We start from the raw sequence: 13,657 nt of genomic DNA, 5'->3' as shown, positions 1-13,657 counted from the left end.
ATGTTTGAAACTGACAATATAATATTCTCTCCTGAATTCCTGAGAGAAGGAAAGGCGCTTTATGACAATCTTCATCCTTCTAGGATAGTTGTTGGAGAGGATTCTGATAGAGGCAGGGTCTTTGCAAGTCTATTGGCTGAAGGTGCAATCAAGAAGGATGTGCCTGTACTCCATACGGGTTCAACGGAAGCTGAGGCAATCAAGCTCTTTGCCAATACCTATCTTGCAATGAGGGTGTCCTATTTCAATGAACTTGATTCCTATGGTTAGGTAAGGGGTCTTGATACCAAACAGATCATTGAAGGTGTCGGTCTTGATCCGAGGATAGGTAGCCATTACAACAATCCTTCCTTCGGTTATGGAGGATATTGCCTGCCTAAGGATACAAAGCAGCTTCTTGCAAACTATGCAGATGTACCACAGAATATAATGTCTGCTATAGTAGATGCAAACAGGACCAGGAAGGACCATATAGCTGATATGATCATTAAGAGGGAGCCGGAGGTAGTAGGTATATACAGACTTACCATGAAGACGGATTCCGACAACTTCAGACAGTCTGCCATCCAGGGTGTAATGAAGCGTATCAAGGCCAAGGGTATCGAGGTTGTGGTATATGAGCCGGCCCTTAAGGAGGATGATTTCTTCAAGTCCAGGGTTATCAGGGACTTTGATGAGTTCAAGAGGATTAGTGATGTGAGTGATGTGATTGTTGCTAACAGGCTTTCCGATGAGCTGTTGGATGTTGAGGAGAAGGTTTATACGAGGGATTTGTTCAGTAGGGATTAAAACAAAAACCAAATCCCTTGTTGAACGACGAACAAATGTTTGGTATACTGAATATAGATTATTTTATATGGAGGAAATCGAATGGTAAGAAAACCTGCAAATAAAAAGATAGATGTTCAGGGAAGAGAAGTTGTTATTAATACAGTGAACAACGAGGATTATATCTCTATTACGGATATTGCAAAATATAAGGATGAGAAACGAACTGGGTATATTATACAGAACTGGATGAGGAATCGTAATACTATTGAATTCTTGGGAATCTGGGAAAAATTGAATAATCCGAATTTTAATGTAGTCGAATTCGAATACATTAGAAGTCAAGCTGGACTTAACAGTTTTGTTCTTACGTCTAAGAAGTGGATTGAAGCAACAAATTCTATTGGTCTTGTTGCTAAGGCAGGAAGATATGGTGGAACATATGCACATAAGGATATTGCATTTGAATTTGCATCTTGGGTATCTGTTGAATTTAAGCTGTATCTCATCAAGGAATTTCAAAGGCTTAAAGAACAGGAACAAGGTCAATTGGATTGGAATATCAAAAGGAATTTGTCGAAGATTAATTATCGAATTCATACTGATGCTATAAGGGAAAACCTTATTCCCAAAAAGCTCAGTGGGAAAGATAAAAGTATAATTTATGCTACTGAAGCAGATGTGTTAAATATGGCCTTGTTCGGTATGACTGCAAAACAGTGGAGAGATGATAATCCGGACAAGAAGGGTAATATAAGGGATTATGCAAACGTATCACAATTAGTATGTCTATCGAATCTGGAGAGTCTGAATGCTGTCCTAATCAATGATGGTCTGGAACAGGGACAAAGGCTTGAAAAGCTTAATAGAATTGCTATTAATCAGATGAGAGTATTACTTGAGAATGATGAGCAAGATAAGTTGTCAATTGATACAAAAGATTAGTAGCTTAAGATGACTCCAGATATTTCTTTGCCAGGTAAATTCCGGTACCGGGAACATAACTATATTGACCCGGAATTTGGATATGATGGAGATTTTAATATTGGACGTATAAAGGAACTTGAAGACTTGGATTATACAGGTTCAATAACTAACGAATTGGAACCCCTGGATTGGTTTGATTCTTGGATAAATACTGATTATCGTGAGGATTCACGAGGAAAAGACTATTATTGTTTTGAAGCGTTAGATGAAGTCAGCAAAAAATTTGGAGACCAGATAATGAATGAATGCGCCTATGTGTTAAATGGCCCCCGGGATATCGATGCCGATGTAAACAGGGCTGTAGAGATATTTGTAAAAGATCTGACTACTATGGCTAAAGCTAATTTGGAGTTGATTAAGGGGATAATTGATAATAGTATTTAAGTTGCTTAAACGTCAAAATCTGACGTTGCTAGTATATACACTAATAAATGTAAGGGGGAGGTATTAGGGAAGTAGATGCTTTTAGGAATGTGTTGGAGAAATGATGTTGTGAAAAGTATATACAAATTAAGTTTTGGCAAATAATTAAACATATGACAATTGAAATGGAGGTCGGAAAATGTTTCTTAATGCTTTAGATGAAATAGAGAAAAAAGATTTTATTGATATCGCTAGATTCTTAATTGATTTGGATGGAAAGGTTGTAGATTCTGAAGAAAATCTATTGAATCAGTATGTTGAAGAAATGGCGTTGGATGAAGAGTATTCTATTAAGCAATTCAACAGAACAAGGGAGGATTTATTGAGAAGCTTTGTGTTGTCTGATAAGAAGATAGTTAGAATGGTTTTCATAGAACTTGTGGCATTAGCCACTGTAGATAAGGAACTTGATATAAGTGAAGAAAATTTTATCAGAGATTTTATGGAGATATATGATATTTCTGAAAATACATATAATAATACAATGAATGCAATAACAGATCTTAATATTATTTATTCCCAATTTGGACAAATAATTAATTCATGAGATTTTATTTGAGAAAATAGCGATTTACAAAATGTTGAAGGAAGTGGAGGGATAAAGAGATGCCTTTACCTATTTTACTAATCGGAGTTGCAACAGTGATTTCTGGAGGTCTGGGAGCTGTCGGACATTCAGTTGCAAAAGACAATAATAATGAAGCACAAAGAATAATCAATGATTCCCAAAGACTATACAATGATAAAAAATCTTGCCTTGATGATGAAAGACATATAACACTTGAAGAACTTGCATTTTATGGTGAACTGAAGCTTAAGACAAATTCTGGTATTCTAAAAGATTATGTTGATTTGACTAAAAAATTGACATTGATAAAGCAAATATCCGTTGATAAGAAAAACTACATAAAGAAGTACCGTGTTGACGAAAGTGATCTGGTAACAAAGCAGAATTTTAATGATATCAAACTGAGTTCAATGAATAGTGCTGAGATCATTGCCGGAGGGTTGACTTCAGTCGGGACCGGGGCTTTGGCGAGCATTGGGACATATGGAAGTGTTTCGATGCTTAACAACCGGTGCCTGTCGTAACAACCGGTGCCTGTCGTATGAGGTTATGAGTTATTGTGATGCTGGGAAAAACTTGTAATATCAATAGGTTTATGGTTTGGTTTTTTTTAGAAAAATCATTTTTTGCGAGATTAGAGTGATTGGAAATAGGTGCTTTAGGGCACCTATTTAACATAGTTCAATGTCAGTTTAAAATCAAATAAACTTGACTATTTATAAATTTGTTATAATGAAGTTTGAGAAGAGGTGTTTTTATGAGTTATTCCAGTGAAGTTGTCAACTATATAAATAGGTTAAACAGGATGTCAGTTATAGATATGGCATATCTACATTCTACAAGGTTTGAAAATATTCCTGATCTGGCATATCAAAAGATTTTTTCAAGACTTGAAAAGAATGGTGAATTGGATAGAATTGTGAAAGGCATATATTATAAACCGGAAAAGGGAATGTTTGGAAATCTAAGGATGTCAAACAAGACTATATCGGAATATTTCATTGGCAGCAACAATCAATATGGACTATATATTGGATATAGAATGTTCAACAGACTTGGTCTCACAACGCAGATTTCAAAATCCATTATTATATATTCTAGGAGAATACAGCAGCAATCAAAGAAGATTGGCAATGTGACTGTTAAAAAAATTGATATTAAACTTAGTGAAAAGAGAATAAAATTGATAGAATTGCTTGAAGTTTTACAAAACTATAGATTTATTGAGGATCTTGATGAGAAGAATATGTACCATTATTTGTCTAGGATAGGCGAGTTTTATAGCTATAAGGATATGGAAAATATCCTTGGTGTCATCAAGTATAAAAAAAGAACTATAGCATCGTTGAGAAATGTATTGGATTATTTAGGGATTGAGAATGACTTGGCAAGGCATTTGAATTCTTCATCAAAATATGGTGAACTGAATATGGAGGAGCTTTATGAAACTGTTAAATGATGAAGGTTTGTTTCAAGAATTGAAAGTATCTTATTGGAAGGCTTCAATAGACGCCTTTATGTTAAAGTAAATAATGAACCGGGAGATAATATTGTTGAGTAAATAGGTCTTTTTGGTTATAAAAAATGTTAATTTTACGAACGTAAAAGACAAAAAATGTTGTGGAGTCCTTATTGTTAGTATATAATAAAATATATACTAACAATAAGGACTTAGTTGAGGAGTGATGCGTATGACTAAAAGGGATCTTGTAAAGGAAATAATGTGTAAAAATAATGGTCTTATTACTTCGCAGCAAGCTGTTTCTGCGGGTATCGATAACAAGATACTTCAACGAATGCATAAATCTGGAGAGATTGAAAGGATAAAGCATGGAGTATATATGGATCCGGATCAATTGGAGGATGAATATTTATTGGCGCAGCTAAGATGTAAAAAGGGTATTTTTTCACATGAGACAGCCTTGTTTTTTCATGACTTAACTGACCGAACACCTTTTCAAATGATGTTGACAATCCCTTCTGGGTATAATACAAGACTTATAAAGGAAAGAAACAAGTATCGTTTTTTCTATATCTCTGAAGAGTTACATTCGATAGGAATGATTACTATGAGGACTCCATATGGAAATGAAGTTAATGTATATGACAAAGAGAGAACAATATGCGATTGTATTAAAAAGAAAAAACACCTAGATAGTGATTTAGTGGTTGAGGCAATTAAACAGTATGTGAGAACACCTGGTGCGGATTATGCCAAACTTCTTAAGTATGGTGATGTATTTAGTGTTAGAAATAAAATTCGACAATATATTGAGGTGTTATCATGAAGATAAAAAGCCCAAGACAACTGAAAGATTGGATTAACAATATGGCTAAAAGGAATAATCTAGTAGCGAATACAGTTCTCCAAAATTTTGTGATGGAGAGATTGTTGGAGAGAGTTTCAGTTTCACGATACAAAGATAATTTCATTCTGAAAGGTGGATTTCTAATATCTGCTATGGTCGGTCTTGACATGAGAAGTACAATGGACATGGATACAACCATTAAGGGTGTTTCTGTTAGTAGAGAAACTATTGAAGAAATATTAGATGAAATTTTATCAATAGATCTTGATGATAATCTTGTGTTTAAAATCAAAAGCATTAAAAGTATTCATGATATTAGTGAATATGACGATTACAGAATAGTTGTAGAAGCACAATTTTTCACAATCAGAGTTAATATGAAAATTGACATTACTACTGGAGATGAAATCATACCTAGTGAAATAGATTATTCGTATAAGCTTATGTTTGAAGAAAGAAGTATTTCGATAAAAGCATATAACTTGGATACAATTCTTGCTGAAAAGATAGAATCAATTTTAGTGCGAAATGTTTCTAATACAAGAGCAAGGGATTTTTATGATGTATATATTTTGATGACTCTACGAAGAGATGACCTGGAATTATCAAACCTGCGTAATGCGATTCAAAAGAAGGCGATTGAAAGAAATTCTTTAATCTATATAGAAAATCATCAAAAATATTTGAAAGATATTGCGGAGAGTAAGGATATTTATTCAATTTGGGATTCATATAAGAGGAAATTTTCATATGCTGAAGGAATTGATTTTGCTGATATATTAAAGCTGTTGAGAACGGTTTTTGAATCAAAATCCGGCGTGGATATGCTATAGGTATATTCCTTGTTTATTCTTGAAAGATCGGTACCGTGAACATGAGTATGCAATGTTGAGAGGTGAAATCAATGAAGGTTTTTATTGCAGGACCTAGAGCGGTTTTAAATTTGAATGACTCCGTTAAGGAACGTCTCCTGAATATTTATAATAATAACTATACTGTTCTAGTGGGTGATGCAAACGGGGTGGATAGATTAATCCAAAGTTTCTATTCTGATCTTAAGTATGAAAATGTGATTATTTTTGCTAGTGGTGACAAAGTGAGGAATAATCTTGGTAATTGGACTGTTGAAAAAATATCCGTGTATTCTAAGATAAAAGGTTTTGATTTCTATGCTCAGAAGGATGTTGCAATGGCAAAAAGCGCAGATTATGGATTTATGATTTGGAATGGCAAAAGTAAGGGTACTCTCAATAACATGATGAATTTGATATCATATAAAAAAAACGTCCTTGTATATTTCATGCCCCTTGATAGGTTTCTGTATATAGATACTGATGATAAGTTGAAGAAATTGATTGATCTGTGTCCTGCTGATACAAAGACTTTAGTGAATAAACTTAATAAGAAGCAATCAAGTAAATATATGCAGATTTCATTTCAGTAAAAGAAGGTGTGAAAATGAGTAAAGTCAGTGTTAAATTTGATGAAATAAAAGCCCAACTTATGAAGGATGAAGAGTTTAAAGAAGAATATGACAAGCTCAGCCCTAGATACGAGGTTATTTCTCAGATTATTGAAGCAAGAAAAACAATGCAAATAACCCAGGAAGAATTAGCGAGAAGGGTCGGGACGAGAAAATCTAACATTTCTAGGCTGGAAAGCGGATCATATAATCCGTCATTGGACTTTTTGATTAAAATAGCTAAAGGATTGGGCAAAGATATTCATATAGAGATTAGATAAGTAACTTAGAGGGACGTAAAGTCTCTTTTTCTTTATAACAAAAATAAATTTTTGTTCAAAATCAAAAACTAACTTTAATTCTTTGTTGAAAATCGAACAAATGTTTGATATACTGAAAATATATTAATTATTGGATGCGGAGGTGGACCATGGCAAGAAAGAGTTTATATGAGTATTCAATACCTGTCATGTTGGAGGATTATTTGAATTACATGGAAGCCATACGAGGGAAGTCTCCCTTGAGTGTAGAGGAGTATTTTTTGATCTGAGGACATTTTACAGATTTTGTGTAGTAAGGTTCAGGCTTGTGGAAGGTAATGATTATGACAAGGTGGATATAGGGATTTTGTCTGAGGACTTTTTGAAAAACGTCAGGTTGCAGGATCTCCATGCATATATTATATATATTGGGAAGGTGAGGAATAACTGCAACAAGACTAAGGTCCGGAAGGTAGCAAGCCTGAGGTCGTATTTCAAGTATCTATATTCCATCATAGAATATTTGGATTCCAATCCCGCTGAAAGATTGGAAATCCCAAAGATTGAATCAAGGCATCCTGTGTATCTATCTCTTGAAGATGCAAAAAGGCTCTTGGAAAGTGTAGATGGAAGATTCAGAGTCAGGGATTTTGCTATTATTACAGTTTTTCTTAATTGTGGGCTAAGGTTATCAGAGTTGGTTGGCATTAATATGGGCAACATAAAGGGAGACGCACTCACTGTAATTGGTAAGGGCGACAAGGAGAGGACTGTGTATCTTAACAAGGCATGTAAAAATGCCCTTGATGCTTACATTTCGCAAAGAACGGATCCTGTTAATATTGGAGATGATGCCTTGTTTTTAAGTTCTAGAAGAAAACGGATATCACCAAAAGGAGTTTCTCATTTGCTGAAGAAACACCTTAAGAGTGCAGGTCTTTCGGGTAAGAATTATTCACCTCACAAACTTAGACATACTGCGGCAACTTTAATGCAAGATATCAAATCAAGATATCAGATATCGGTGCCTGTCGTATAACATTATAACTTATTGAAGTGATGGAAAAGTGTTGAAATTTCAATGGGTTGATGGTTTGAAAATTGATCAAAGTAATCATTTTGTGAAAAAAAGGGATTTTGAATCCCTTTTATTACAGGAATATAATGAATGCGTGGATGCTTTTGTTAGATGTGAAAATGAATCCCTGTTGCAAATATAAAGAGAATTGGTTATACTGAGTTTGTAAGTTGGAAAGTAAAAAATGTATAAAAGGCAATGGTGCTGTATATGAAATCTGAGAAGTTAAAGAAAATTATCAGTGGTGGAGAGGGCATTACCGTTGAATTCAAGGAAAGCAGAAAGAAGCTGAACAAGGATGTTTATGAATCGGTCTGTTCATTTTTAAATCGTTATGGAGGGCATCTTTTTCTGGGAGTTAAGGATAATGGCGAAATAGTAGGTGTTGACAAGGATTCTGTAGAACAGATCAAGAAAGACTTTGTTACATCGCTTAACAATCCCATGATCTTGAGTCCGACAGTATATTTAGGGATAGAGGACGTGGAAATAGATGGCAAGGTGATTCTTCATGTCAATGTAACGGAAAGCTCCCAGGTTCATCGTTGCAAAGGGAAAATATTTGACAGAAATGAAGATGGTGACTTGAATGTTACCGATAACACGACTCTGGTATCTGGACTTTATGTTAGAAAACAGAGTTCATATACTGAAAACATGATTTTTCCATATGCTGATATGGATCAGTTGGAAGATGAACTGTTTGAAAGGGTGCGAAAAATCGTTAAATACATGCGACCGGGTCACCCATGGGTTACAATGGATAATATCAATATACTGAAGAGTGCAGGCATGTATCTAAAGGATCAGAATACAGAGATGAGCTCATGATACAGACAGCCCTTCCCCACTACAGGACTGATGCAATTTTGAGAAAGGAAAACCTGGACCGTTATGATGATCGAGACGACATAAGGGTAAATCTATTGAGAAGTTATGAGAGACTCATGCAGTTTATTGCCAAGCATCTCAATGACAAGTTCTATCTTGAAGGGACACAGAGGATAAGTATCAGAGACAAGATATTCAGGGAAGCCATTACCAATTCCTTGATTCACAGGGAATTCTCAAACCGCTTTCCGGCGAAGATGATCATAGAAAGAGATAGGGTCTATTTTGAAAACGGCAACAAGTCACGTAATAATGACGTTATAGACCCAGAGGATTTCACCCCATACCCCAAGAACCCCAAGATTGCAAAGTTTTTCAGGGAAATAGGCTGGGTGGATGAACTCGGCTCGGGAGTTAGAAATATCTATAAATACAACAGGATCTATTCAGGAGCAGATCCTCAGTTTATTGAAGGAGATGTTTTCAAGACTATTATTCCACTGACCCCGCAGGATACCACCCAAGCTGACACCCCAGCTACCACCCAAGGTAACACCCTAGCTGAGGTAGTTGATAGTGATGAAAGAACTCTTGAAATTCTTCAGTTTTGTAAAGAACCAAAAAGTAGAAAAGAGATACAGGATTTTATTGGGATAAAAAATTCTCGTGATTTCAGAAGAAGGATTCTAAGTCCACTTGTAAAAAAGAGATTGCTTAAACTCACTTTACCGGAAAAACCATCTAGTCCAAAACAAAAATACTATTCTGGGACGTAAAGTCCCTTTTTTTTATATTAAAAATGAATATAAATTTTACATCCAAAAATTAATTTCAATTCCTTGTTGAAAACCGAACAAATGTTTGGTATACTGAATTTATACTAATTATTGGAGGCGGTCGTATGGGTAGAAAACCTGCAGTAGAATTCAGGGGAGGGGTATACCATATTGTCCAGAGGGGAAACAATAGGGAATATATTTTCAGAAAGAAGGAAGACAAGGTCATGCTGCTTGAGGTATTTCTCAAGTACAGGGATGTCTACGGATACAAGATTCTTGGTTATGCCATAATGGACAACCACTATCACGTGATAATGAAGACAGACCAGGTCTATATTAGCAGTGTCATGCACAGGATCAATACGGAATTTGCCAAGACATACAACAGGATCAAGAAAAGGACAGGCCATGTCTATGAGAAAAGATACAAGGGTATCCTGGTCAAGGATGACAGCTATCTCTTGTCCCTTCTGCGCTATGTCCATCAGAATCCGGTAAAGGCAAGGATGTGCAGGACTGTGTCAGATTACCGGTGGACCAGTGATTCCAGCTATCGCAGGAATAAGGGTGACGGACTTGTTAGTATTGACCTTATTCTTGACATGTTTGCGGCAGACAGGAGAAGGGCTCTTGCGGAGTATGCAAGGTTCATGGATGAAGACGACTTTGAAAGCAGTGAGATGTTTGAAGATACTGCGGTTATAGGTGATATTAAGCCGTTAAAAGTAGAGAAAACATTGCAGGAGAATTCAAGAGAGTCAATGGATGAGCTATTGAAGCTTGTAACTGCCAGTGAGAAGGATTTTACAAAAATCAAGAGTGCCTCGCGTTCAAGACGTTTGACTCCATTAAAGATAAGATACATTGAGGAATGCTTGAAGAGAAATTATAGGATGGAAGAGATTGGAAAAAACATAGGCATAAGCCAGGCAGCTGTATCAAAACTGCTAAATTGAGGAGGTAAACATGGCTACCATAGTAAAGAGCCTTTCTACAAAGGGTGTTGAAGGATATGTTGTTGATGTTGAGACAAAGACCATAAGCGGCCAGCCCATGATTTCAATAGTGGGTCTTGGTGATACTGCAGTCAAGGAGGCCAGGGAAAGGGTAGAGGCTGCAATCCTTGACGGGAGGTTCATATTTCCCCAGATGAAGATAGTTGTCAACCTTGCACCTAGCGATCTCAAGAAGAGCGGGTCTCATTTCGACCTGCCAATAGCCTTGAGTCTTCTCATGGAGGCTAATCAGTTCAGGATCAAGAGGAAGGAGGACTTTGCCTTCATAGGGGAGCTTTCATTGAATGCCAGACTCAGGGGGTGCAAGGGTGTCCTGTCCATGATTATAGCTGCAAAGAGTGCAGGGATAGGGAGCATTATCGTACCCAGGGAAAACCTTGAAGAGGCTTCCCTTGTCCAGGGAATCAAGGTCTATGGTTTCGAGAGACTCAGGGACGTCGTTGAGTTTCTTGAGAAGGACAAGGAGTATGTAGTGCCTGAAGATAAAGGCTTTGAGGCTGAATCTGCCATGGGAGATAATGTAGACTTTAGCGAGGTACAGGGGCAGGAGCTTCTTGTGGAGTATATTGTTGCTGCAGCAGCAGGTGGCCACAACATGCTTATGATAGGTGCTCCAGGATGCGGTAAGTCCATGATTGCCAAGAGGATACCTACAATTCTGCCCCAGATGTCCGAGGAGGAGGCCCTTGAGGTCACTAAGATTTACAGTGTGGCAGGACTTCTGAAGGGGAATGACAGCCTTGTGAGGAAAAGGCCTTTTAGGGCGCCCCACCACAATGCTTCTACCAACTCCCTCATAGGGGGAGGCAACAGGGCCACACCCGGAGAGATATCCCTTGCTCACAACGGTGTCCTGTTCCTTGATGAGATCGCCGAGTTCAGCAAGAGGACTCTGGATGCCCTGAGACAGCCCATGGAGGACAAGGTAGTTACGGTATCCAGGGTCAAGGAGACAAACTCCTATCCTGCCAATTTCATGCTGGTGGCGGCAATGAATCCCTGTCCCTGTGGTTACTACGGGTCTGACAGGTGCAGCTGTACCGACTATGAGGTCCTCAAGTACAGGCAGAGGCTGTCGGGTCCCATCCTTGAGAGGATGGATCTGCAGAAATATGTCCAGCCTGTGGACTTCATGGATCTTTCTTCCTATACTTCAAAGCTTTCTTCTGCTCAGCTTAGGGAAAGGGTTGAAGCTGCTAGGATGGTCCAGAGAAGGAGGTTTGAAGGAATAGAGGGTGTCAACTGCAATGCCCAGATGGGCCAGGCCCTTGTCAAGGAATTCTGCGTCCTTGACAGCCAGTGCAGGGACCTTCTCCAGAGGGTCTATGACAGGTACAAATACAGTGCCAGGACCTTTCACAAGTTTCTCAAGGTTTCAAGGACATTTGCCGACTTGGAAGGATCTGTCGATATCAGGAAGAAGGATGTCATGGCTGCAGTCATGTCCAGGGACCTCGAGAAGGAAAAGGTCAATATGGCGGTGGTTTCATGAAGTACTGGATATGGTTGTCAAGGTTGAAGGGCACTGGTCCCGTACTGCAGAAGAGGCTCTTGAAGCGTTTTGGCAGTCCGGAAGGTGTGTATGAAGCCGCTGTGGATGAACTCATTGAGGTGGAAGGTGTGGGCAGGGGGATTGCCGACAATATTGTAGCTTCCAGGTCCTTTGAGGATTCATTAAGGATAATTGACAGTCTGGACAAGTTGGGAGGTAAGATCCTTACCATAGGAGATGAGCTTTATCCCATGCTTGGAGCCGGGGTGGAGGGGGCTCCTGTTGTCTTCTATTACAGAGGGCAAATCAGGAAGGACCTTAAGGGAATCGGTATTGTGGGGTCCAGAAGGTGCAGCCAGTATGGAAAAAGGGTGGCCCTAGAGGCAGGAAGCATTCTTGGACAAAAGGGTTATGCCGTCATTAGTGGAATGGCCAAGGGGATTGACGGATATGCGCATATAGGCTGTCTCAAAGCAGGGGGATATACCATAGCCTTCCTTGGTACGGGACTTGATATATGCTACCCCAGGGAACACGGAGACCTTATGGAAAAGATAGTTGAAAATGGAGCCGTGATATCTGAGTATCCTCCGGGGACACCGGGCAGGGCCGAGTACTTTCCCAAGAGGAATTATCATATTAGCAGCTGGAGTAAGAGGCTGCTTGTCGTTGAAGCTTCGGAAAGAAGCGGTGCCCTGATAACTGCCAGGAATGCCAGGGACCAGGGCAGGGAAGTCTTTGCCGTCCCATCCAACATATACAGTGCAACAGGAAGAGGGACCAATAGATTGATAGATGAGGGCGCACGGGTATATACAGGACCTGGGTGTCTTGTGGACAAATGCGGGCAAACTGATGCCGGACTGTTGACAGAAGAAAAGAGTACGAAGAGAACTGTCGAACGCGATGATCTTGATGAACTGGAAAGGAAGGTTATGAATGCAATAGGCGACAAGAGGTTCCGGATTCAGGAGATATCTGAAATGTTAGAAATTGGCCAGGTGGAGTTGTCAGGCTGTCTGGCGGAGATGGAGCTCAAGGGAGTGCTGGGATGTGTTTCAGGGGTTTATGGAGTTGTTTAACACATCGAATTCGAGGGTATTAAAAACAGTAAATTTGAGTTTAATAATATTGAATAAGCTGCCGGTATTTGATATAATGCTATTTGGCGGATATTGGATATATGATTGAAATGATGATGTCTGCAAAGGCATCTTTTTTGTTTGTAACCGGTGTGATCAATGTGATGAACAAAGCGCCGGAACCTAATGAAGATGGTGTCAAATATAAGGTTTACAATATTGGAAACAACAGTCCTGAAAGTCTAATGGATTTTGTGAATACATTGGAAGAGAAGCTGATGAAATACGGAATCATTGACTGTGAGGCAGACAAGGAACTCCTTCCAATGCAGCCTGGGGATGTATATCAGACCTATGCTGATGTGTCTGCACTTGAGAAGGATTTCGGATTTAAGCCGAGTACCAGCCTTGATGAGGGACTTGATAGATTTGCCAAGTGGTACAGGGAATATTACAAGGTAGGGGGAGACAAGTAGAATGAAGATTACAATAGCGGGAACGGGATATGTAGGACTATCTAATGCAATTCTATTGGCACAGAACAATGAAGTAATAGCATGTGATATTATCCAGGAAAAGGTGGATATGATCAATAACAGGAA

At 38.5% G+C, this 13,657-nt stretch carries 15 protein-coding genes and 3 pseudogenes; all 18 read left to right on the top strand.

Annotated features, from left to right (window positions below):
- A pseudogene (locus BUB05_RS17595) lies at positions 1 to 789 on the top strand (nucleotide sugar dehydrogenase); the annotation flags it as partial.
- An 81-nt stretch (positions 790 to 870) separates the two neighbouring features.
- Positions 871 to 1,713: a KilA-N domain-containing protein gene (locus tag BUB05_RS17590; RefSeq protein ID WP_073051004.1), complete on the top strand. Its 843-nt coding sequence runs from the start codon at positions 871 to 873 to the stop codon at positions 1,711 to 1,713.
- 9 nt (positions 1,714 to 1,722) lie between these two features.
- Complete coding sequence (locus tag BUB05_RS17585) at positions 1,723 to 2,139, top strand: hypothetical protein (protein ID WP_073051002.1); 417 nt, start codon at positions 1,723 to 1,725, stop codon at positions 2,137 to 2,139.
- 178 nt (positions 2,140 to 2,317) lie between these two features.
- The gene (locus tag BUB05_RS17580; RefSeq protein ID WP_073051000.1) at positions 2,318 to 2,725 is read left to right on the top strand and encodes a hypothetical protein; all 408 of its coding nucleotides are present in this window, start codon (positions 2,318 to 2,320) and stop codon (positions 2,723 to 2,725) included.
- A gap of 59 nt (positions 2,726 to 2,784) precedes the next feature.
- Positions 2,785 to 3,270 (top strand): hypothetical protein, encoded by a 486-nt coding sequence (locus tag BUB05_RS17575; RefSeq protein ID WP_073050998.1) that lies wholly within the window; start codon positions 2,785 to 2,787, stop codon positions 3,268 to 3,270.
- A 233-nt stretch (positions 3,271 to 3,503) separates the two neighbouring features.
- A complete protein-coding gene (locus BUB05_RS17570; RefSeq protein ID WP_073050996.1) occupies positions 3,504 to 4,205 on the top strand; it encodes a DUF6088 family protein in 702 nt (233 codons plus the stop codon).
- 232 nt (positions 4,206 to 4,437) lie between these two features.
- The gene (locus BUB05_RS17565; protein WP_073050994.1) at positions 4,438 to 5,034 is read left to right on the top strand and encodes a type IV toxin-antitoxin system AbiEi family antitoxin domain-containing protein; all 597 of its coding nucleotides are present in this window, start codon (positions 4,438 to 4,440) and stop codon (positions 5,032 to 5,034) included.
- On the top strand, positions 5,031 to 5,888 hold the full coding sequence (locus BUB05_RS17560) for a nucleotidyl transferase AbiEii/AbiGii toxin family protein (RefSeq protein ID WP_073050992.1): 858 nt from the start codon (positions 5,031 to 5,033) through the stop codon (positions 5,886 to 5,888). Before BUB05_RS17565 ends, BUB05_RS17560 begins: the two co-directional genes overlap by 4 nt.
- Before the next feature lie 71 nt (positions 5,889 to 5,959).
- A complete protein-coding gene (locus BUB05_RS17555; RefSeq protein WP_073050990.1) occupies positions 5,960 to 6,499 on the top strand; it encodes a hypothetical protein in 540 nt (179 codons plus the stop codon).
- 14 nt (positions 6,500 to 6,513) lie between these two features.
- On the top strand, positions 6,514 to 6,798 hold the full coding sequence (locus BUB05_RS17550) for a helix-turn-helix transcriptional regulator (protein ID WP_073050988.1): 285 nt from the start codon (positions 6,514 to 6,516) through the stop codon (positions 6,796 to 6,798).
- Between the two features lie 307 nt (positions 6,799 to 7,105).
- The gene (locus tag BUB05_RS17545; RefSeq protein ID WP_073050986.1) at positions 7,106 to 7,816 is read left to right on the top strand and encodes a tyrosine-type recombinase/integrase; all 711 of its coding nucleotides are present in this window, start codon (positions 7,106 to 7,108) and stop codon (positions 7,814 to 7,816) included.
- A 249-nt stretch (positions 7,817 to 8,065) separates the two neighbouring features.
- Positions 8,066 to 8,686: an AlbA family DNA-binding domain-containing protein gene (locus BUB05_RS18945; RefSeq protein ID WP_281258008.1), complete on the top strand. Its 621-nt coding sequence runs from the start codon at positions 8,066 to 8,068 to the stop codon at positions 8,684 to 8,686.
- A complete protein-coding gene (locus tag BUB05_RS18940) occupies positions 8,683 to 9,462 on the top strand; it encodes a Fic family protein (protein WP_281258007.1) in 780 nt (259 codons plus the stop codon). Before BUB05_RS18945 ends, BUB05_RS18940 begins: the two co-directional genes overlap by 4 nt.
- 125 nt (positions 9,463 to 9,587) lie before the next feature.
- Positions 9,588 to 10,421, top strand: a complete 834-nt coding sequence (locus tag BUB05_RS17535; RefSeq protein ID WP_073050982.1) for a transposase — start codon at positions 9,588 to 9,590, stop codon at positions 10,419 to 10,421.
- A 10-nt stretch (positions 10,422 to 10,431) separates the two neighbouring features.
- Positions 10,432 to 11,973: a YifB family Mg chelatase-like AAA ATPase gene (locus tag BUB05_RS17530; RefSeq protein WP_073050980.1), complete on the top strand. Its 1,542-nt coding sequence runs from the start codon at positions 10,432 to 10,434 to the stop codon at positions 11,971 to 11,973.
- A complete protein-coding gene (dprA, locus tag BUB05_RS17525; protein ID WP_073050978.1) occupies positions 11,970 to 13,055 on the top strand; it encodes a DNA-processing protein DprA in 1,086 nt (361 codons plus the stop codon). Before BUB05_RS17530 ends, dprA begins: the two co-directional genes overlap by 4 nt.
- A gap of 143 nt (positions 13,056 to 13,198) precedes the next feature.
- Positions 13,199 to 13,531: pseudogene (locus BUB05_RS17520) on the top strand (NAD-dependent epimerase); the annotation flags it as partial.
- A 1-nt stretch (position 13,532) separates the two neighbouring features.
- A pseudogene (locus tag BUB05_RS17515) lies at positions 13,533 to 13,657 on the top strand (UDP-glucose 6-dehydrogenase); the annotation flags it as partial.

Origin of the sequence: Dethiosulfatibacter aminovorans DSM 17477 (genome assembly GCF_900142005.1) — a bacterium.
In the GTDB taxonomy this organism is placed as follows: Bacteria; Bacillota; Clostridia; order Tissierellales; family Dethiosulfatibacteraceae; genus Dethiosulfatibacter; species Dethiosulfatibacter aminovorans.
Note: the sequence above shows the minus strand (reverse complement) of the source record. Positions and strands in the feature narration are given on the sequence as shown.